This window comes from Parashewanella sp. 2210YD4-3 (assembly GCF_056591735.1).
In genome coordinates, this window is record NZ_JBWQOG010000005.1 from 149,162 (window position 1) to 170,791 (window position 21,630).

The window sequence follows — 21,630 nt, forward strand, 5'->3', positions numbered from 1 at the left end:
TCAACAGTTTAGGCTTTAATTATCGACTTCCTGTCTCCATAATTTTAAGAAACCTTTTATCAACTAAGCGCTCCATCGCATTAGAAAATTTATTTTTTGTCCATTTAGGTCGTGGTAGTGAGTTATCCCGATAGAAACAACGAGCTTTTTCTACTTCAACTTTGCTAACTTTAAACACATGCTCAAGTGATGCTTCGTCTGCACTATTCAATACAAATACAGAAAGAATTACTTCTTGGTTTTTTGAAAGCCTTTTAAAGTTATTCTTAACCCATTCATTCATGGCAGAGATACTGCCTTGTGTTTCATAATAAGAAAAAGTATCCCATTGAACACTAATCTCACTGCAACTCATAAAATTTACACCGCAAGAAAATTATAAATCCAATCTATTACTTCTTACCTAAACTCCTGCTGAATTTAATCGATATTTATTTTAGATCATCTATTTCACCAAAAATCATGTAAAACATAGACAATCCCTGATTTGACTCCTAGAATTCTCATTTTTCAACCTGAGTCAAAAGAGCTTTCATGATCAGCTTAAACTTCGACATTCAATCTTTTTTAAAACAACAGTGGCAACAACAGCCAATTGTTATTCGCAATGCAATTAAGGATTTTGAAGATCCAATTACAGCTGATGAACTAGCTGGGCTCGCCTGTGAAGAAGAAATTAGTTCTAGAGTAGTTGTGACTACTGATGAAGATTGGCAGATCATTCAGGGCCCTTTTGAAGACTATGAGCAATTTGGCAGTGAAAAATGGCAGTTATTAGTTCAAGCAGTTAACCACTGGTATCCAGAAATTGAGCCATTAGTAGATGCGTTTCGTTTTATACCTGATTGGCGCTTTGATGACGTAATGGTTTCATTCGCTACCCCAAATGGTGGAGTTGGTCCCCACATTGATAATTATGATGTCTTCATATTACAAGGCGAAGGCCAACGTGCATGGAAAGTGGGTGATAAAGGCAACCATCAACAACGCAATGGTGATAAAAATACCCCTCTCGTTGATGATTTTGACCCCATCATTGAAGTCACCCTCAACAAAGGAGACATTTTATACATCCCACCTGGTTTCCCTCACTGCGGGCAAACACTAACTAATGCTATGAGCTATTCCCTTGGCTTCCGCGCTCCAAGTCAACAAGAGCTAATATCTGAAGTAGCGGATTTTTTAATAGATAACAATTCTGGTCACCAACGCTTTACCTCTGAACAAGAAACTTGCGTAGCTGGAAATGTTGATGAAGCTCACCAGAAAAAATTAATGAGCTTAATAAGCGACCTTTGCTCGCAACCAAACACCTATCAGCCTATTTTAGGGCAATTGTTAAGTCGCAATCGTTTTGATTTAGATGTATGTCCTGATGAAAACGTTGATATCGCTGCATTAAAAAATGCTATAGAAGCAGGAGCTGTAATTCAGCGAATTGGTGGATTAAAAGTTTTACGCCTAGAAAACGATAGTGATAAACGTCTGTTTATCGATGGTGAAAGTTATCACTTGAGCACCTTAGATGAATCTGAGTTAGGTTATTTAAGTGAAAATTTAGTTTATGACAATGATTGGCTAATGATGAATATCGCCCATGAAGATCTCCAGAGTTTTTTTGTAGATATTCTAAAGATGGGTTATGTATACCTAACTGAATAGTTTCAAAAAATGAGGGCAATATCTTAATTGCCCTCATATCACTAATTTATGCTTCTTCTTGCCAAAGCTTGTCGTCAGCTTGCATTTTGTACAACTCTTCCGCTCTAGAAACTAATAAATTTGCATACTTTGCTTGAGTAGGATCGCGAGTGATACCTGTGCGAACCAAGTTTTCAGCTTTCATATGCCATGTCATTGAAAAATGACGAACCGCTTCACGCGCTGTTTTAGCTACACTAACTTCAACAATATCTGACGGCAGGTCACCAGATAGCACCCAGTATGTTTTTTTAGTAGGTTGCTTGGTTTCCATTTTCCAAAGAGCAATAAACGGAACTAAATAACGGCTCTCTTTATCATGAACCTTATGAGGGATAATTCCCTTTTCAGCCATAAAGCGGTTAGCTTTTTGGAATTGCTCTCTTACCCACTGACTTTGAGCTTGTTCAATTTGTTCTTGAGTAGGTTGAGCTGGCTGAGTCATGCTGGCCTTCATACCAACGTTCATATCTTCTTTTTTATCAATAACTTGTTCCGTCATTTTTACTACCTTTTATAATTATTGTCCTTGCAACGCACGCTTTATCAGCATCTCATTGTTTGTTTTTTGATAACTCTGTAGCATTTCTCAACAAAGTGGAAAGCAAAATTGCCACAGTCCTCAAAATATTTACATTCGGGATTTTGTTCAGAGTATCGCTAAATGCTAATGTTTCGCAACAAATATAACAAGGTCTCATAAATAAGATTTTTAATTGAGACCAGGGTCAACTGACCCTAAGATTCTATGGAGAACAGAAATAGTGGCAGTTTTTGATAGCGTGTCTTTCGACAATCACGAGCAAATTGTACATTGTCATGATGAAGAGACAGGTTTAAAAGCGATTATCGCTGTACATAACACAAATCTAGGTCCTGCATTCGGTGGCTGCCGTATGTGGAATTATGACTCAGACAAAGAAGCATTAAATGATGTGCTCCGCTTGTCACGTGGTATGACGTATAAAAATGCACTAGCTGGTCTAAGCATGGGTGGCGGTAAATCCGTAATCATTGCAGATCCTAAAAATATCAAAGACCGCGAAGCTTTATTCCGCGCATTTGGTCGTGCCGTTCACAAGTTAGGTGGAAACTACTACTCAGCTGAAGATGTTGGCGTAGGAACAGCTGACATTATGATCGCACACCAAGAAACGCCTTTTGTTGCTGGCTTAGAGGGTAAAAGTGGCGATCCATCTCCATTTACTGCGCTTGGCACATACTTAGGTATTAAAGCCGCCGTTAAGCACCAACGAGGTATAGATTCACTGAAAGGTATTAAAATTTCAGTACAAGGTGTTGGTCATGTAGGGTATTACTTATGCCAGCGCTTACATGAAGAAGGCGCAGAGTTATTTGTTACTGATATCAACCAAGATAACCTAAATAAGGTTGCCACTGATTTTGGTGCTACTATCGTTGATCCAGATGATATCTATGGCTTAGACGTAGATGTTTATGCTCCTTGTGCGCTTGGTGCAACCATTAACGATGAAACTATTCCACAATTAAAAGCAAGCATTGTTGCTGGTTGTGCTAATAACCAATTAGCAGAATTGCGTCATGGCGACAAACTTAAAGAACTTAACATTCTTTATGCTCCGGATTACGTTATCAATGCTGGCGGTATCATTAACGTATCTTTCGAAAATGATTATAATGCGACTGCATCAACTGCAAAAGTAGAAAAAATCTACGATACACTGCTTACTATTTTCAAACGTGCGGACGCAGAAAACCGAACGACTAATGTAGTAGCAGACGAAATGGCTCGTGCCATCATTGAAGGCACCGCTAAATAACCTCAGCTCTGCATAAGCCAACCTCTACAGCACAGCTACTTATGCGAATTTCTGTGTTAGAACAGCCCGTAATAGACCGGCTATTACGAACTGTTCTGCCTTGAACTACACAAAATTAGCAGCACTGTAGATAAAAATTTAAGGTTTATATTGTAAATCATAATGGTGATGATTTCGTTATACAGAGCTGAGGTTAAATAAAAACTGCTAAAAACCTAAGGGAGCTATTTGCTCCCTTTTTTATTTGTTTTAACTGGAAATTTTTCTTTTCTTTGCTTGAATTAATACCAACATGATTCAAATATGTTCTGCTCAGAACGGCCTGTATTGGATCTTTAACATGAACATTCATACAGCAGAATTGAATTATGGTACGGTTTCAATATCAAGTAGAGCAAGACAACGTAGAGTTACAAGCCAGTAATTGGTTTGGAATGGAACGGTTGATCGTCAATGGCAAGCAAGTCGCTAAAAAGATTAATATTAACAACAGCTCTAATCATCAATTCAAGCTTTCCAGCGGTAAAAACTGCCGATTTCAAATGTTTGTAGATCCAATATCTGAACGTTTAGTTTGTCGAATCTACAAAAATGAACAACACCTTACCAGTCTGAAGCAAACCAAAGCTAACCTGAAAAACAATCATAGGCGATTGCAACTTGGCTTGCTTCTCACTGGCATATTCGCAGTTTTAGCATTTACTCTTTAATTTTTAACTTAGCCGTAAAATGCCGCAGGATACTCGGCTCATATTCAAACTCTAAGCCTTTGACCTTATCGCGACGTTTATATACTTCAATAATGGCATCAGCAATATAATCCATATGATCATTGGTATAGGTTCGTCTCGGAATGGTGAGCCGTAATAGCTCGAAGGGAGAAGGTTTCTGTTCACCAGTTTCCGGATCTCGACCAAGCAAAAGCGAACCAATTTCCACGCCGCGAACACCGGATTCTAAATATAATTCACAAGCTAACGCATGGGCAGGAAACTGCTCTTCAGGAATATGCGGCAACATTCTTCCAGCATCAACAAATACTGCATGTCCACCTGTTGGATATTGAATGGGTACACCAGCTTCACGCAGACGTTCACCGAGATAGGCAACTTGTCCAATTCTATAGTTGAGCATATCTTGATTACAACTATCTTCAATACCGATGGCCAATGCTTCCATATCACGGCCTGCAAGCCCACCATAAGTGACAAAGCCCTCCATGGGTACACAACGCCCTTGGCAAGCTTGAAACAGCGCTTTATCGTTTTTAATACACAACAAACCACCTATGTTTACCGTCGGATCTTTTTTGGCTGAGAGCGTCATCATATCGCCATAGCTAAACATCTCTGCCACTATGGCTTTAATCGATTTGTCATTGTAACCATCTTCTCTTTGTTGAATAAAATAAGCATTTTCAGCATAGCGAGCCGAATCAATCACTACGGGAATATTGTGCTTTTTGGCGATGGAACTCACTGCTTTAATATTCGCCATGGATACAGGCTGACCACCTGAACTGTTACAAGTAACGGTAATAATAATACCTGCTACATTTTCACCACCATGGACTTCAATCTGATGCTTCAATGCTTCGAGATTAAAATCCCCCTTCCACGGATGAAAAGTCTCAGTATCCAGTGCACTTTTAGTGAGAGTATTGATCGCTTTAGCACCGCTAATTTCGACATGGGCAGCAGTAGTATCAAAATGATAGTTCGAAATGAAAACTGGCTTCTCACTTCCACATTTATCTACTAAACAAGGAAACAATACTTGCTCTGCTCCTCGCCCCTGATGAACGGGCATCACATATTGATAACCAAACATGTCTTGAGCACTTTTTTCTAGGTGAAAAAAATTACGGCTTCCAGCATAAGACTCATCGCCCACCATCAAACCAGCCCATTGGCGATCACTCATAGCGCCAGTACCAGAGTCGGTTAATAAGTCGATGTAGACATCGTCACTACGCAATAAAAAAGGGTTGTAACCCGCCTCTATTAAGGCTTGTTTACGGTCATGAAAATCTGTCACGCGGATAGGTTCAACCATCTTGATACGAAATGGTTCAGGTATACGTTTCATTGTTATTCTCCAATTGATTAAAAATTAAGGTTCAATTGGAGCGAGACTAAAATAATAGGGAGTTTTGAGATAATTGATGATCAATGACGAACCATTTAAGACTTGAATTAGACATTGGAACTACTTTCATAAGAAAACTACTCCAAACGATTTACTTTTCTAAGGATTTGATAAAATGATTCCCGTTCAACAGAACTCAAACCAGAAAGCATTTCATCATACATACGCTCAAGTTCGGTACATACATCCTGTTTAAGTGCTTTGGCATCATCAGTTAAGAAAACATGAAAAGCGCGGCGATTATCTTGTTCTTGGTGGCGGTAAATATATCCTAGCTCTTGCAAGACATCCAAAAAACGTGTCATGGTGTAATTAGCCACATCACAGCGATGGGATAACTCAGTTTGAGTAATTCCTTCTTTTTCCCATAATGCAAATAATACTGGCCAGTATTTTAGATCGAGTTGATAGCGTTTAAGCTTCATATCCATCTGTCTTTGAAGCTCAACATTAAAGTGAGAGATTAAATAACCCAGACTTTGTTGTCTTTGCATATTCAGTATCCTTACCACCAACGATAAGACCACTCTACTGAATTATTTTAAGTTTGTTAATCCTTTTAGGCTAAAAATTCTTCAATATATCGGTAGTAGCAAGCTCTGTTTAAGCTTGCATTGAGTCCATTGGGTAATTCACAAGTAATTTTATCGTCTAAAATGTTGAACATTTTAACGCTTTCTATGTGAAGTTCAGTTCCAATTGAGGTTGTCACGTTCACAGAGCCGTCGCTACCCAATTGATAATCTACTAGTTTGAATGGTTCAGTAGCCACTTCCACACGAACTTTTTCTACAGGAGTCATAAGAAAATACTCATGATCAATATGCTTTAAAATACCGCTGAACAAGCGAGAAAACTTAGGCGGGAGCGGAGAATTTTGATAAAACCATTGACCTTGAGAGTCAATGTTAAATAACACTTCTTCACTACAAAGCTCAACTTGTGACGACATCTTACGAAGCGCCGCTTCAGCGGTATTGTCTTTATTCATAATTTCACTCTAGTTGTTCAAGCAAAACTTCGATTGGATGTTGACTTCTAAAGCCTGCAAAACGCTTAACTTGGCTACGGCAAGAAAAACCTGTCACCAATACCTGCTGTGGTTGCTGAACCTCAATCACATCTTTCCATGACAAGTCATAAAGCTTTTTACTTCTCTGTAGATTTTTTTGCTCATGGCCATAAGTTCCAGCCATACCACAACAGCCTAAGTTTTTTACTTCAAGCTCTAATCCAAACTTATTGAATATTTGCTTCCACTCGTTACCCGAGTTTGGTCTGGCTGTCGCTTCGGTACAATGGTTCATCAGAGTAAATTGTTGTGATGAAGTTGTTTTTATGCCATCAATACTCAAAGTTGAAAGCCACTCGTTCACTAACAATACATCAAACTCACCGCAATTTTCACCGAGAATTTCTCGGTACTCGTCTCGGTAACAAAGCACCAAAGCTGGATCTAAGCCAATCATTGGCATCTTGAGCTTTGCGACTTGAGTTAAAAAGTCTGCACTGTCTTGGGCAACCGCGGCAAAACGTTGCAGGAAGCCTTTGATATGAATGGGCTTGCCGTTAGGTTTATACGGCAATAACACTGGGCGTAACCCTAGTTGTTCAATCAACTTAATCAGCTTAACCACTAACTGAGCATCATAAAAGCTGTTAAAAGGGTCTTGAACAATTAACACATAGTTTGCACGTTCAAACTCTGGAATGGCTTGCAACTTGGCCAGATCGTAACAAGTTGCGTCATGGTGCTTAAGATGTGTATCTAGCGTTGGTACTGAAAGAGCTGGCGCATCTACGTAACCTAAGGTCTTTTTCATAACCCACTGGCTAAAGCTGTTTTGTGACAATACATTCATTAGCCTTGGCACTTTTGCCATCATGGGTAAACTTTGCTCTATTCCTGCTACCAAATAATCAGTTGCAGGACGAAGATAGCGTTTGTAATAAATATCGAAAAACTGAGCTCGGAACTTGGGTACATCCACTTTTACAGGGCATTGACTTGAACACGCTTTACAAGCCAAACAACCTTGTAGCGACTCCATCACCTCTTGCGAAAAATCGTACTGGCTTTTTGATTTAAGGGTATTTAACGTTCGTGAAACCACACCTTGAGACTTTTCAGCTGCAAGCTGATTTACATCAACCCCATTCTTAGATAACAGTCTCAACCATTCACGCATTACACCAGTTCTACCCTTCGGTGAATGAATTCTATCACCAGTGGCTTTGAATGATGGGCACATAGGCGATTGAGGACTGTAATTAAAGCAAAGGCCGTTGCCATTACAGTTCATGACATCAGGAAAAGCTTCTCTGACATTAACAGGGATTTGTCTATCGAATGTCCCACGCTTTTCACTATCAACGTTATATTTCAATTCAGAAGCATCAGGAGAAAATAATTTACCCGGATTTAAACGATTATCTGGATCAAAGGCTTGTTTAATTTGACACTGAATTTTATAGAGCTCTTCACCGAACACAGCCGGCGCGTATTCTCCTCGAACTCCTTTTCCGTGCTCGCCCCACATCAAACCACCATATTTCATGGTTAGGGCTGCCACTTCATCTGAAACCACTTTCAAAAGCTTTTCGTCATTCCGATCACACATATCTAACGCAGGACGAACGTGAAGTACACCAGCATCTACATGACCAAACATACCGTAATTTAATTTATGACTATCTAGTAACGCTCGAAACTCCATAATAAAGTCAGCAAGGTTTTCAGGCGGAACAGCCGTATCTTCGGCAAATGCTAACGGTTTACGCTTACCTTTTGTCGCACCTAATAAGCCAACTGCTTTTTTACGCATGGCATAGATTTTACTAATACTGCCAACATCATCTGTAAACTGATAATCCAACACCCCAGCTTGCTGTTCGGCTATTTGAGCATCTAATCGAACTTTTAAATGCTCCAACCTTTGCATCACTTCTTCTGGCTCACCGGCAAATTCAACCATGTTCAAGCCATCAATTTCTTTATTCGGTACATCAGCAATTAAATCTGAAACCGAATGCCAAATGATATCTTCTTTAGCTAAGTTCAGCACTTTAGAATCAATGGTTTCTACTACCGTCGCATGAGCTTTTACTAGATCAGGTGCATGACGCAATGCCGATTCAAAAGAATCATACTTGATGTTTACCATCAAACGTTTTTTCGGCAGTGGCGTAATGTTGAGCTTGGCTTCAGTGATGATTGACAGAGTGCCTTCAGACCCCGTCAGAATGCGAGATAAGTCAAACTGAGTAAAATCGTCATTCCAAATATGCTTTAAATCGTAACCAGTAAGAAAACGGTTTAAATCTGGAAATCGCTCTAGGATCAATGCACGATTGTATTGACACAATTTAGCGATATTAGCAATAAAGCTAGGCTGTTCTTCTACTTGATTCACATCGATTGGAGACGTTTTTAATACGCTACCATCAAGTAATACGCTGGATAAGCCTAAAACGTGATCAGAGGTTTTTCCGTATACTAAAGAGCCTGCACCTGATGCATCAGTATTAATCATGCCACCGATTGTAGCTCGATTAGACGTTGATAAGTCTGGACTAAAAAAGAAACCATGAGGACGCAATGCATCATTTAAAGCATCTTTCACCACGCCTGTTTGTACTTTTACCCAACCTTCTTCAGCATTAACTTCTAGTACCTTATTAAAATAACGTGATAGATCAATAATAATACCGTGGGTTAACGACTGCCCATTGGTACCTGTACCTCCACCTCTAGGGCTAAACGTTACTTGTTTGTATTGTTCATCGTTAGCTAATTTGAGTGCAACTTGAACATCATGCTGATTTTTGGGGTAAATGACAGCTTGAGGAATAAATTGATAAACAGAATTGTCCGTCGCTTGGACAACACGAGTGTTATACCTTTTATCAATATCACCAGAAAAGATACTGCGCTCAAGTGCATCGAGATAAGAAAGGTAAACAGGTTCAATCGTTTGGTTATGGCTAAGCTGGGGTAACATGGCTCAAACTTTTAATCTTGGTTATCTCTGAATTATACCTGATATTGTTATAGAAAATCAGGCTATAAAGATGGAAACCTTGTTTGCCTTAACCGTCATGTTTTACTTAGTAATGGTTGCAGAAATGCATTAATTTTGATTTATGAACAAAAACAAGTGGCGTAAGTTTTGATAAATTACTTTTACACCACAGAATGAACGAAAGCTTCTATGGGCTAATATGGCCGTATCATCATCCTCAAATCAAGTTACAGTAGAGTTATTATCTGCACAATGCGAAACAGGCGAAATTGATACTAGACTGCACTTTCTAAGAGAAAACCCTAAGCACTGGGAGCTGCTATTTCAAGAGTTTAGCGATCAATACAGGGTATTTTCATCAGAATTAGTACCTAAAGTAGACATTTTGCTATCTCCAGGTGAAGTACACAGCAACTCAAACATAGAAATGATGAAGCAAATTATTGCTGAATACCTCGACTTAAGAGGAGCTAGCTTTGTCTCAATAGAAAGAGTTTTAACTAAAATCAAGCCTTCAGCGGCGATGACTTTCAAAACTCAATTACAGCAGTTAATGAAAATTAGTCTGCCTGACTTTAAAGCTAAACATCTAACAGCACATCATAGACAGGATCTTAAGCATAAGATGATAAAAAAGATAGAAAAAAGGCTTCATTCGTGATCAAATCATTTCGCCAAAAACAAACAGATTACTCAGAAGCCGATGAGTATTATTTCAGTAAAGCAACAAATTACCAAACTCTTTATTTCATCAAACCTAGATGCTCAAGCGAAAAGTACAGGTTTTATGAAACGGATTCGAGCTATAAAGCCACTTGAGTTTGTTACCAGCCTCGTCGCAGCTTTGAGCAAGAGTAACATTGCTTCGATTAATGAAATCGTTAGACAGTTTAATGGTATGAGACTATCTGAAGATGAATTTGTTGCCTATAAACCGTTTCATAATCAGTTAGCTAAGAAAGAGTTTCCAAAGTTTATCAAGCAAATAACAAAACAAGCTTTGGCAACTTTATTGCCACAAGAACAAGAAATTCCTGAGAGGCTAAAGCAATTTAAACAGGTTATTTTGCATGATGGTTCATCGCTCACAGTTCACCCGGAATTAGCTACGGATTTTAAAGGACGTTTTACCAAACATGCGCCAGCGGCTATTGAGTGTCACGTCAGTTTGTCATTGTTTGAACGCAAAATAATTCACATGGATATTGATGCTGACTCAGTTTCAGAACACGATTACTTACCAGCAGCATCCACCCTAAGAAGTTGTTTATTTCTCGCTGACTCTGGTTATGTGAATACACCTTACTTTGCAGAACTAGATACAAATGATGCGAGCTTTATTGTAAAAGGGAAAAGTAGTTTAAACCCAACGATTACCAAAGCTTACAACGGCAATGGTAAAGAGCTAAAGCGCCCTATAGGTAAGAAGCTTAAGGACGTTTCGCAAAAACAAAATAGCCAGAAAGTTATGGATTTCGATGTTGAGTGGGGTAAATACAAATGTCGCCTAATCCGACGATGGGTCGCATCAGAGCAAAAATTTGTACTTTGGTTAACGAACTTGCCTCGCTCCGAATTTAGCGCAGATGAAGTTACCATGCTTTACCGTGTACGTTGGCAAGTTGAGCTGCTGTTTAAGGAGCTGAAATCTCACAATAACCTGAGGAAGTTTAATACTCAGAAAAAGCCAATAGTAGAAGGGTTGATTTGGGCGAGTTTACTCACGCTTATTATAAAAAGAGCAATAGCCACTCAAGCGGTAAATGCCATCTCAATGTTCAAAGCCTCAATGAACGTAGATGTTTGGTTTATTCCAATACTTCAAGCGGTCGCAGACAGGGAGTATATTGCACTAAAAGAACGAGTTGAGTGGGCGTATATTTATCTCCAGAATAATGCCGTTACCAGCCAGCAGAAAAAGTCTAAAGGTTATAGTAAGTTAGACAATATTTACGCCCACTTTAATTCTTAAGGTTCAGTCTATGAACAGCACATAAGGAACTAATCGAAAAAGACAGCAAAGCCATATCTTTGCTCTTTAGAAACAGAGAGTTACTAGAGCAACGAAATAGTCAACTTGAAGATACTGTGGAATTTGAGCGAACGCAACGTCAAAAAATGGCAAGAGAATTAGCAAGTTTAAAACTAGAACTTGAGGCTGAGCGTTTTAAGAATAAATTGAAATCACAAGAGAATAAAGAGTTAATAAAAAAGCTGAATAAAAGCCAAGAATCTGTAAAAAAAATAAAAGAGGAACTGAAAAAGCAAATAGAATTGCAAACGCCAAAACGAACAGAGCTTTGCATAGGAACTAGCTCAAAGTATTAAAGCCCTACTAATGCAGGGCTTTAATTATATCTTTTGGAAAAACTTACTCTTGTAAATCTTTCTCCATATCTTCATATGAAGTATGGCGAACATCCTTACCTTTCACGTAGTAAATAATGTATTCACAGATATTCTTACAACGGTCACCAACACGCTCTACTGCACGAGCTGCCCATAAAACGTCAAGAACACCTGGGATTGAGCGAGGGTCTTCCATCATATAAGTCATTAATTGACGGATAATACCTTCGTATTCTTTATCTAACTTGGCATCTGATTTATGAATTTCAAATGCCGCATCGGCATCCATACGGGCTAACGCGTCTAGAGTTTGATGAAGCGTATGAGTGGCATGACGCCCCATGCTTTCAATGCTTACTAGTAATGGTTGTTGGTTCTTTTTACGCTTTTCTAGTGCCGCTTTTGCAATACGAACGGTTGCATCACCGATACGTTCAAGATCGGCAATGGTTTTTGAAATTGCAATAATCAAACGCAAGTCACTAGCCGCTGGCTGACGTTTTGCGATGATGCGAGTGCATTCTTCATCAATAGACACTTCCATGCCGTTGACTTTATGGTCACCTTCGATGACTTTAGAGGCAAGCTCTGCATCGAGTGTTGCTAGTGCATCAAGCGCTTGTTCTAGCTGACGTTCTACTAAACCTCCCATGGCTAATACGCGGTTACGGATATCACCTAGTTCAGCATTGAACTGACCAGATATATGCTTGTTTAAGCTAATGTTTTCCATTTTGAATCTCTCTTTTATCCGTATCCAGTATTAACCGTAGCGACCAGTAATGTAGTCTTCGGTTTTCTTCTTTTGTGGCGTAGTAAATATAGTATTGGTATCAGCATACTCAATCAGTTCACCCATGTACATAAATGCGGTTTGGTCTGATACACGCGCCGCCTGTTGCATGTTATGGGTTACAATCACTACCGTATACTTAGATTTTAGCTCAGTGATCAGTTCTTCAATAGTCAATGTGGAAATTGGATCAAGTGCCGATGTTGGCTCATCAAGCAGTAAAACTTCAGGCTCAATCGCGATCGCTCGTGCAATAACCAAACGTTGTTGCTGACCACCCGATAGACCAAAAGCGTTATCATGTAGGCGATCTTTCACTTCATCCCAAATTGCAGCACCACGTAATGAACGCTCACAGGCTTCATCAAGCACACGGCGATTATTTTCACCTTGCAGACGTAAGCCGTAAACTACGTTTTCATAAATCGACTTAGGGAATGGGTTTGGACGCTGGAATACCATACCAACATTTCGACGTAACGCTGCCACATCAACCGCTTTGTCGTAAATATTTTGACCGTGCAATAGTATTTCACCATCAATATTACAAGAATCAACTAAATCGTTCATGCGATTAATACAACGTAACAAAGTGGATTTACCGCAACCACTTGGTCCAATGAAAGCGGTCACTTGTTTTTTCGGGATTTTCATACCGATATCAAATAGAGCCTGCTTGTCACCATAACTCAAATTCAAACCACGAATTTCAAGCGCAGTTTCAGAGTCAGGTAAGTTAGCTAAATCTAATTTGTCTGCATCCGTTTTGGTCTTATTTGGGTCAATTGAAATCATATTCTTTCCTAATCACATCAGGTAAATCTGTTATTCGTGGCTGACATCATTGTCAGCCATCGTAAAATTTTATTCCCGTCATGCCCGAATGTTGCTATCTGGCATCCAGCGACTTAAAAAACGCTAGATTACCGGCTTCGCGGCAATGACGAAGCTTACTTAGTGCTCAAGTGAACGATATTTTTCACGCAAGTGGTTACGAACACTAATCGCCGTTAAGTTAAGAGCAACGATAACGCTTACAAGCAAAAATGACGTTGCGTATACCAAAGGTCGTGCTGCTTCAACGTTCGGGCTTTGGAAACCAACATCATAAATATGGAAACCTAGGTGCATGAATTTGCGATCTAAGTGAACAAACGGGAAGTTCATATCAAGAGGTAACGTTGGTGCTAATTTTACCACCCCAACTAGCATCAGTGGTGCAACTTCACCTGCTGCACGAGCTACCGCTAAAATAAGACCTGTCATAATCGCAGGGCTTGCCATAGGGATAACAATGCGCCACAGAGTTTCTGCTTTGGTGGCACCAAGCGCTAAACTGCCTTGGCGAACAGAGCTAGGAATTCGGCTTAATCCTTCTTCAGTCGAAACAATCACGACTGGTAGCGTTAAAATAGCTAAGGTCAGTGCTGACCAAATCACACCCGGTGAACCAAATGTCGGTGATGGTAATGCTTCAGGGTAGAACAGTTGGTCAATTGAGCCACCGACCATGTAAACGAAGAAACCTAAACCAAATACCCCGTAAACAATGGATGGAACACCCGCTAAGTTAATGACCGCAATGCGGATCATGCGAGTAATTGGCCCTTTTTTCGCATATTCATGTAGATAGATTGCAGCGATCACCCCAAATGGTGTCACGATAACCGCCATTAGCAGTACCATAAATACGGTACCGAAAATCGCTGGGAATACACCACCTTCAGTGTTGGCTTCACGAGGGTCACTTGAAATGAATTTGCCCACACCAACAAACCAATGACCCAACTTGGCAAAGAAGCCCATGTCATTGACGTAAGTCGCATCTAAAATGGTGTTCATTGGTAAACGTAACACTTCACCAGTCATATCACGCACTAATAAAGCGTCTCTGCTTGCTTTTGTGCGAAGGCTGAAAAAGGTCTTTTCAAGCTCTTGGTACTCTAAGTTAAGTTTTTTACGTGCATCCGCAATTTCTTGCTTTCTTGCATCGGTTAACTTCCCTTGTAGTTCATACTTACGGCTTTTGAGACGTAAGTTTTCAAGATCATAGTTGATGCGACCAATTTCACCTTTTTGCAACGCATGAGCTTCATCGGATAATTCAACTGCACGATCAATCAATTGATCTAATTTACTGCGTAAGTCACCGTTTTTTATTTCTTTACCGTCTTCAACAACAGCAACAGGAAAACCATAGAAATTACCGTTTTTAGTACGCTCAAGTACCACGATATCTTTTGGCTTTGAACGGCTGATGATGTCTGTTTCTAAAACCCAGCGGAAATCTAAACTAACACGTTCACGGTTACCGGTTTTGATTAGGTAACGAGTTACCGTTTCGCCTGGGTGGGTAGAGAATTTATGCCCTGCCGACTCTAAACGCTCCGTTGGGACGTCTTCGCGGTCATAAACCTCACCAATCAAAGTAGATTCTTTGCCGTGCTGATCTTTAAGCTCCCACTGATATACATCACCCACCCAGAAAAAGCTCAGACCACGCCATGCGATCATCAGCAATAATCCTAATACCGCAATCAAGCTTAAGCTGACGGCTCCACCAGTCATCCAAATCCAAGGAGAGCCAGATTTAAACCACTTACCCATTACGCGAACCTCTCAAGCTCTTTCGAAAATTCATATAAAATCGCATTGTTATTTTGTCCTTTTGATTCTTATAGCGAGCTATATTTATCGCGTAAACGCTGTCTAACGACTTCTGCAATGGTGTTGAAGAAGAAAGTAAATACGAACAGAACAAATGCAGCGAGGAACAACACTCGATAGTGAGAACTACCAATCGCCGACTCAGGCATCTCAACAGCAATATTGGCAGCCAAAGTACGCATACCCTCAAAGACACTCCAGTCCATAATTGCAGTATTACCTGTTGCCATAAGTACAATCATGGTTTCACCAACAGCACGGCCTAAGCCCATCATTACTGCTGAGAAGATACCTGGACTTGCCGTCAGCAATACAACACGCGTTAAGGTTTGCCATTGGGTTGCACCAAGCGCCAAACTACCGTTTGATAAGTGACGAGGTACTGAGAAAATCGCATCTTCTGCAATCGAGAAAATAGTAGGAATAACCGCAAAGCCCATTGCGATACCGACAACCATGGCATTACGTTGGTCGAAAGGAATGCCTAAATCATTAGTGATGTATGAACGCATGTCACCACCAAAAAGTGCAATCTCAATTGATGGACTGATCGCAAATGAGAACCAACCTACAAAACAGATCACAGGGATGAGCATTAATTCTTGATAGGTTTCTGGTAAACGGTTTTTCCATTTTTGTGGTAATTTGCTCCAACCAAATGCAGATACCAGCACTGAGGTTGGGAGCAACACCAGTAATATGACAATCCCCGGTAGGTTTTCTTCAAACAAAGGTGCTAACCAAAGACCCGCTAAGAAACCAAGAATTACCGTTGGTAGTGCTTCCATAATCTCAATGGTTGGTTTCACCACTCCACGAATTTTTGAAGACATGAAATAGGCAGTATAAATAGCACCCGCAATCGCAATTGGTACTGCAAACAACATGGCATAGAACGCCGCTTTCATGGTTCCAAAAGCAAGAGGCATCAAACTTAATTTAGCTTCAAAATCATCTGATCCAGACGTTGATTGCCAAACAAATTTTGGTTCAGGATAACCTTCGTACCAGACTTTGTCCCACAGTGCGCTCCAAGACACTTCTGGATGAGGGTTATTCACTTTGAATACATGTAACTTACCACCTGCTTCTACAACTAAACCGTCTGAGCGAGGGTTGAAACCCATAGTTTGAGTTTTACCAATATTGAATGATTCGCTCAGTAATTCACGGTGACTGGTGGTATACAAAAGCGTTAAGTTTCCATCAGGGCTGCCAACGACAAAGCTTTTACGGAAAAATTCAGTCGTCATACTCGATACTGGTGGAATGTTATCGAAGCTGCGGATGCGCTGATATAAACGCCCTTTTTCACTCGCAACTTGAAAATACTGTTCAACATCACCAGAGTCATACGACACCATGATTGAACTTGCACCAGATAAAAGTTGAATATCGGTAACATGGTTATTAGCTCGTTCTAAGTTGATAACTTGAAATAAACTGGTTTCGTCCATGTAGCGAATATTGTAAATAAACACCTTATCGTCAGACATCAACATTAGCTGACGTTGATAAGGTGTAATGAGTGCTTTAGAGATATGTCTTGGTGTATCTTCTAATTTTGCTTCTTCTGCAACCCACTCCACTTCTTCGGTGATCATGTTTTCTTCACCTTCGAAGCGTTTCAAAACAAACTGCTTTTCTGCATTTTGAAATAAAATTGAAATTTTGCTTGAGTTATAAGCAAACGCAATATGCTCAATTGGTTCACCGGACTCACTCACTACAAGTGGCGCTTCGCCAGCTGGATAAGAAACTTCAGGTGTAATAGTGCGAACATTATTTGGGTATGAAACGCCAAATTTAATGGAAAGTAATAACGCTTCACCGTTGCTTAAGCCTAAAGCAAACATTTGTTGATCAGGCATTGAGCGACTACTACTTACTACCGATACTCCGGCTGGTAAGCTTGGCTTAAAATCTAAAACTTGCTTGCCAGAAGCTGCATCATAAAACTGCACGTCACCAGCTTGGGTAACACGATAAACGACTTCATTTTGCTCATCGCTACCCACCATCAAACTTGTGCCTTTATCACTTATTTCATCGATGGTATTCACTTGAGTCATGGTAGCGCTATCAAACACAGGTTTGATCACATACAGCAGATAGAAAAAGATAAGTAACAGAGCAACAAAAACCATGGTACCGCCAATAGATACACCGATTTTTGTTGCTTTATCTTTGATTGTTCGTCGACTCGTACCGCCGTGTAATAACAGCGAATTAGAATCAGGTGGAGTGACCTGACTTTCCATTAAGAACCTCTATTTTTATTTCTGAGTGAACCGAGAAAATCTCGAATTCACTTGTCCTTTTTTCACCGTGGGAATTTTATGACTTAAAGATGACAGATATATTACAAACGTACTGTATCCATTGTATTTATTGTGATGTATTGAGAGTAACTAGCATCTGAACTAGAGAATATTCAATAAATGCGTATAGGAACAATATTGTACATTTTCAATTCACACATAAATAAAAATTATTTTTCAGCTACAAATATTCAAAAAATACGGGGATGATAGAAATGACTAGTAAGACAGCCATGCTTTGATTAAATCGTTTTTGTTGTTTTTCATTCGTTAAAAACCGCTTTAGTTTTGCACCAGCTACTAACCACACTCCAACGCAAGGGAACGCAGATGCGAAAAAGACTAGTGCAATGATGCAAACTTGGAGCAATAAATTCGTCGATACACTACTATAAGTGGCTATAGCGCCTGTAGCCATGATCAATGCTTTAGGATTAAGCCATTGAAATATTGCCGCTTGAATAAAAGAAAGTGGTTTTGCTGACTCAACTTCTAACTTGCTCGTTGGTGTGTTGGCAATTTTCCAAGCAAGATAAAGTAAATACAGAATACCTAAAATTTTAATAATATCATGCAGTATTGGAAAGAGTTTAAACAGTGCATCAAACCCTAACCCTACTCCAATAACCATGATAGGAAAGCCAACACAAATACCCAAGAAATGCGGTAAGCTGCGTTTAATTCCATAATTCATGGCTGAGGTCATGATCATTAAGTTATTAGGCCCCGGTGTTACCGACGTTGAAACAGCAAACAAAATAATGGCCAACAAATGTTCCATTACAGCTTCTTCCAGTTCAAATAAGCTTCGTCAGCCAAACTTAACAACTCTCTATCCTCTTGTGTATCACCATAGGCATAAATACGATCAAAATCAGCTAGCTTAAACGCTTGATTCACTCTGATTGCCTTTTGATTTCCACTACAATCACCATTTATGTAGAGGCCAGAACACTGATTATTATTCATGCTCAGCTCACTGCAAAGTAGTTGAAATCCATTCGCTTTACACCAAGGCTTTAGATAGAGGTCCAATGAGGCTGAAACCACCACAATGACATCGCCATTTGCTTTATGCCAATCCAGTTGTTCCTTTGCTCGTTTCATCACACAGTCAGGAATTACCTGCTTGGCATAATCAACACCAAAGTGTTCTAGCTCATGCTGATTTCTATAGCTAAAAGCAACAAAACTCGCGATAGGACGCATTATATAAGTCGGTATTATTCCTGCTTTATAGAGTAAATAGAAAGGTAAGATGACAATATTACCGATAATTTTCCTCTTTTTGCTTGCAGCAAAGGTTAAAAATGGAGAAAACATATCTTTATCGGTAATGGTGCCATCAAAGTCAAATAACGCTATATTAGGCATGATTTTTTTGAACCCTAGGCTGCAATAAACTTCGAATTGATACTTGAGAAATGATCATTCCCGCCAACATCAAGCCACAACCAAATAATTCTTTCTCAGTCAGCATTTGATCTAATAGCCACATTCCACCTAAAGCGGCGAAAACTGCTTCTAAACTTAAAATAATTGAAGCATGCGCTGGATGCGCTTTCTTTTGAGCAACAATTTGTAGGGTATAAGCAATCCCGACTGAGACTAAACCACCATAAAGTAATGCACCTGATGCTGAAATTATATTTTCAACACTTGTCGTTTCAATAAACAAAGAAACTAACAGACTAAGTACTCCACAAATCGAAAACTGTATAACTGATAACGCTAAGGCCGAATTTTTCTTGGTAAAGTGATCAATCACGAGAATATGCAGTGCCCAAAAAAAGGCTCCCACCAGCTGTAGAGTATCACCATAGCCAATACTGAGCCCCTCTTTCACACTTAAAAAGTACAACCCTATTAGTGCTATTCCACACCCTAACCAAGTATTGAGTCCAGTCTTATGTTTAAGCGCCAACCCTAGAATCGGCACAATTACAATATAAAGCCCTGTGATAAATCCAGCATTAGCTGCTGTAGTATAAAGCAATCCAACTTGTTGCAGTGATGCACCAGCAAACAGTAACAGCCCCATTAAGCTGGCACCAAGGAATAAGGACTTTTTGTCACCTACATCCAATTTTTTCTTTTTATGAAAATAATAAATTAAAGGTAACAGGCTCAATGCCCCAACCATAAATCGATAGCCATTAAATGCAAAAGGCTCTAAGTGTTCCATGCCTAAAACTTGAGCAATGAAACCAAAGCCCCATAAGGCTGCCGTAAGTAATAAAAGAAGATTAGCCACCCAGATATACCTATAAAGAAATTCGGAAAGCAGAAATGTTACCCAATTGTATACAATTTACAAGCTGTATTGATTCAAGCCTCTGATATAATCCTCTTAAAATATCTATAAGAGCAAAAAGCAATGTTTGGAACCTTATCAAAAATGGCGGTATCTCTAAATGAAGAGAATACCGTTCAATATCATCTAAGAGTTGGAGATAACCAACTCCACTTGAATCCAGTGATTGGACAAAAACTGACACTTACCCACACAGGAAAAATTCTTTGTAGTAATTGTGGTAAGCGAACTAAAAAAAGTTATTCCCAAGGTCACTGCTTTGTTTGTACTCAAAAACTCGCCAGTTGCGACTTATGTATCATGAAACCTGAAACCTGTCATTTTGATCAGGGCACCTGTCGCGAACCTGATTGGGCACAAACTCACTGTTTCGTACCGCACTATGTATACCTTTCTAATACGTCAGGGCTAAAAGTAGGCATTACACGTCATAGCCAAATTCCAACTCGCTGGATTGACCAAGGTGCCACCCAAGGCTTACCTATTTTCAAAGTGTCGACTCGACAACTTTCTGGCTTAATTGAAGTTGAATTAGCCAAACTAGTGAACGATAAAACTCATTGGCAAGCCATGCTAAAAGGTAATGCTGAAGATCAAGACTTGAATGTCCGTGCAGACGAATTGATCCCACAAATCGAAAACCGATTACATGAACTTTGTATGGAAAATGGCGAATATGAAATTGAGCGCTTAAATGAAAATACGCAACCCATTCATTTCCCAGTTACAGAGTTTCCCACTAAAGTAAAATCTCATAACTTTGATAAAACCCCAGAAGTTTCAGGCACATTAAACGGCATCAAAGGGCAATATTTGATATTCAATACTGGAGTCATCAATATCAGAAAGTTCACGTCTTACGAGGTTGAAGTTTCTGTTGCGGCTTCTGAGCAACAATCTGAATCTGAGCAATTGAGTTTAGTATGATCGACTTTCATAAAGAATTAATCGCTCACACTGACAATTGGGTCAAACGGGTGATCATGAAATTCAATATCTGCCCTTTTGCTCGTCAAGAAGTTGAGCGCGACACGATTCGTTATTTAGTCATTGATGAAACTAAAATTGCAAAACTGGCTGATAAACTCGTTGAAGAGTATCAATATCTTGATAAACACCCTGAAGCGGAAACAAGCTTGGTGATTTTAGCCAATGGTTTTGGTGATTTTAATCGTTATCTTGAAGCCGTTTACTTAACCGAAGATTTAATTGAAGATTTAGGTTATGAAGGAACTTACCAAATAGCGAGCTTTCATCCTGAGTATTGCTTTGAAGGTGAAGATTTCGATTCGCCAACTAACTTCACGAATCGTTCACCTTATCCGACATTGCACATAATCAGAGAAGCGAGTATTGAAAAGGCGCTAGAGAATTATAACGAGCCTGAGTCAATTCCTGAGCGAAATATGGCTTTTGCTGAACGCAAAGGGACTGACTTTTTTGTTCAGCTACTAAAATCTTGCAAAATATAGTTAGCACTTATGACTCGAAGTCAGAAGAAAAACAGCTAATT

General features: G+C 39.6%; 21 protein-coding genes. 8 read left to right on the forward strand and 13 right to left on the reverse strand.

Translation table 11 applies throughout. The annotated features are described in order from the left end of the window. Positions 1-19: 19 nt before the first annotated feature. Positions 20-355 carry a hypothetical protein gene (locus AC1EU0_RS09570; RefSeq protein ID WP_480302168.1) on the reverse strand — a complete coding sequence of 112 codons (336 nt, stop codon included), beginning with the start codon at positions 353-355 and terminating at the stop codon, positions 20-22. Positions 356-534: 179 nt separating this feature from the next. Here AC1EU0_RS09570 and AC1EU0_RS09575 point away from each other — a divergent pair, with 179 nt between their 5' ends. Next, positions 535-1,662, forward strand: a complete 1,128-nt coding sequence (locus AC1EU0_RS09575) for a JmjC domain-containing protein (protein WP_480302169.1) — start codon at positions 535-537, stop codon at positions 1,660-1,662. 46 nt (positions 1,663-1,708) lie between these two features. Here AC1EU0_RS09575 and AC1EU0_RS09580 read toward each other — a convergent pair whose 3' ends face one another. Next, complete coding sequence (locus tag AC1EU0_RS09580) at positions 1,709-2,203, reverse strand: DUF4826 family protein (protein ID WP_480302170.1); 495 nt, start codon at positions 2,201-2,203, stop codon at positions 1,709-1,711. 262 nt (positions 2,204-2,465) lie between these two features. Here AC1EU0_RS09580 and AC1EU0_RS09585 point away from each other — a divergent pair, with 262 nt between their 5' ends. Both AC1EU0_RS09585 and AC1EU0_RS09590 read left to right on the forward strand, forming a co-directional pair. After that, positions 2,466-3,503: a Glu/Leu/Phe/Val dehydrogenase dimerization domain-containing protein gene (locus AC1EU0_RS09585; protein ID WP_480302171.1), complete on the forward strand. Its 1,038-nt coding sequence runs from the start codon at positions 2,466-2,468 to the stop codon at positions 3,501-3,503. Between the two features lie 368 nt (positions 3,504-3,871). Beyond that, positions 3,872-4,213 carry a hypothetical protein gene (locus AC1EU0_RS09590; RefSeq protein ID WP_480302172.1) on the forward strand — a complete coding sequence of 114 codons (342 nt, stop codon included), beginning with the start codon at positions 3,872-3,874 and terminating at the stop codon, positions 4,211-4,213. On the opposite strand, the gene AC1EU0_RS09595 is transcribed toward AC1EU0_RS09590, so the two are convergent. The 4 genes from AC1EU0_RS09595 to ydiJ all read right to left on the reverse strand — a co-directional run bounded on the left by AC1EU0_RS09595 (position 4,203) and on the right by ydiJ (position 9,652). After that, on the reverse strand, positions 4,203-5,591 hold the full coding sequence (locus AC1EU0_RS09595; RefSeq protein WP_480302173.1) for a tryptophanase: 1,389 nt from the start codon (positions 5,589-5,591) through the stop codon (positions 4,203-4,205). The genes AC1EU0_RS09590 and AC1EU0_RS09595 overlap by 11 nt on opposite strands. A 137-nt stretch (positions 5,592-5,728) precedes the next feature. After that, on the reverse strand, positions 5,729-6,145 hold the full coding sequence (locus AC1EU0_RS09600) for a MarR family winged helix-turn-helix transcriptional regulator (RefSeq protein ID WP_480302174.1): 417 nt from the start codon (positions 6,143-6,145) through the stop codon (positions 5,729-5,731). Between the two features lie 65 nt (positions 6,146-6,210). Beyond that, the gene (locus AC1EU0_RS09605) at positions 6,211-6,642 is read right to left on the reverse strand and encodes a DUF1285 domain-containing protein (RefSeq protein WP_480302175.1); all 432 of its coding nucleotides are present in this window, start codon (positions 6,640-6,642) and stop codon (positions 6,211-6,213) included. 4 nt (positions 6,643-6,646) lie between these two features. Then, positions 6,647-9,652, reverse strand: coding sequence for a D-2-hydroxyglutarate dehydrogenase YdiJ (ydiJ, locus tag AC1EU0_RS09610; RefSeq protein WP_480302176.1), 3,006 nt, complete (start codon positions 9,650-9,652; stop codon positions 6,647-6,649). Positions 9,653-9,872: 220 nt separating this feature from the next. Between ydiJ and AC1EU0_RS09615 the strand changes: the two genes are divergently transcribed. The 3 genes from AC1EU0_RS09615 to AC1EU0_RS09625 all read left to right on the forward strand — a co-directional run bounded on the left by AC1EU0_RS09615 (position 9,873) and on the right by AC1EU0_RS09625 (position 12,001). Continuing rightward, positions 9,873-10,334 carry a hypothetical protein gene (locus AC1EU0_RS09615; RefSeq protein ID WP_480302177.1) on the forward strand — a complete coding sequence of 154 codons (462 nt, stop codon included), beginning with the start codon at positions 9,873-9,875 and terminating at the stop codon, positions 10,332-10,334. Positions 10,335-10,376: 42 nt separating this feature from the next. Beyond that, the gene (locus AC1EU0_RS09620; protein WP_480302178.1) at positions 10,377-11,645 is read left to right on the forward strand and encodes an IS4 family transposase; all 1,269 of its coding nucleotides are present in this window, start codon (positions 10,377-10,379) and stop codon (positions 11,643-11,645) included. Positions 11,646-11,761: 116 nt separating this feature from the next. Further along, positions 11,762-12,001, forward strand: a complete 240-nt coding sequence (locus tag AC1EU0_RS09625) for a hypothetical protein (protein WP_480302179.1) — start codon at positions 11,762-11,764, stop codon at positions 11,999-12,001. Positions 12,002-12,044: 43 nt separating this feature from the next. On the opposite strand, the gene phoU is transcribed toward AC1EU0_RS09625, so the two are convergent. The 7 genes from phoU to AC1EU0_RS09660 all read right to left on the reverse strand — a co-directional run bounded on the left by phoU (position 12,045) and on the right by AC1EU0_RS09660 (position 20,057). Next, positions 12,045-12,755, reverse strand: a complete 711-nt coding sequence (gene phoU / locus AC1EU0_RS09630) for a phosphate signaling complex protein PhoU (protein WP_480302180.1) — start codon at positions 12,753-12,755, stop codon at positions 12,045-12,047. Between the two features lie 30 nt (positions 12,756-12,785). Next, entirely contained in the window at positions 12,786-13,610 is an 825-nt protein-coding gene (gene pstB / locus AC1EU0_RS09635) for a phosphate ABC transporter ATP-binding protein PstB (protein ID WP_480302181.1), read from the reverse strand. A gap of 159 nt (positions 13,611-13,769) precedes the next feature. Then, positions 13,770-15,422, reverse strand: a complete 1,653-nt coding sequence (gene pstA / locus AC1EU0_RS09640) for a phosphate ABC transporter permease PstA (RefSeq protein WP_480302182.1) — start codon at positions 15,420-15,422, stop codon at positions 13,770-13,772. A 68-nt stretch (positions 15,423-15,490) separates the two neighbouring features. After that, positions 15,491-17,743: an ABC transporter permease subunit gene (locus AC1EU0_RS09645; RefSeq protein WP_480302183.1), complete on the reverse strand. Its 2,253-nt coding sequence runs from the start codon at positions 17,741-17,743 to the stop codon at positions 15,491-15,493. 241 nt (positions 17,744-17,984) lie between these two features. Next, entirely contained in the window at positions 17,985-18,584 is a 600-nt protein-coding gene (locus tag AC1EU0_RS09650; protein WP_480302184.1) for a LysE family translocator, read from the reverse strand. Further along, complete coding sequence (locus tag AC1EU0_RS09655; protein WP_480302185.1) at positions 18,584-19,177, reverse strand: HAD-IB family hydrolase; 594 nt, start codon at positions 19,175-19,177, stop codon at positions 18,584-18,586. Before AC1EU0_RS09655 ends, AC1EU0_RS09650 begins: the two co-directional genes overlap by 1 nt. After that, a complete protein-coding gene (locus AC1EU0_RS09660) occupies positions 19,170-20,057 on the reverse strand; it encodes a DMT family transporter (protein ID WP_480302186.1) in 888 nt (295 codons plus the stop codon). Before AC1EU0_RS09660 ends, AC1EU0_RS09655 begins: the two co-directional genes overlap by 8 nt. A gap of 123 nt (positions 20,058-20,180) precedes the next feature. On the opposite strand from AC1EU0_RS09660, the gene AC1EU0_RS09665 reads away from it, so the two are divergent. Together AC1EU0_RS09665 and AC1EU0_RS09670 are read left to right on the forward strand one after the other, a co-directional pair. Next, positions 20,181-21,044, forward strand: coding sequence for a DUF2797 domain-containing protein (locus AC1EU0_RS09665; RefSeq protein WP_480302187.1), 864 nt, complete (start codon positions 20,181-20,183; stop codon positions 21,042-21,044). Then, on the forward strand, positions 21,041-21,589 hold the full coding sequence (locus tag AC1EU0_RS09670; protein WP_480302188.1) for a DUF1415 domain-containing protein: 549 nt from the start codon (positions 21,041-21,043) through the stop codon (positions 21,587-21,589). Before AC1EU0_RS09665 ends, AC1EU0_RS09670 begins: the two co-directional genes overlap by 4 nt. Positions 21,590-21,630 lie beyond the last annotated feature (41 nt).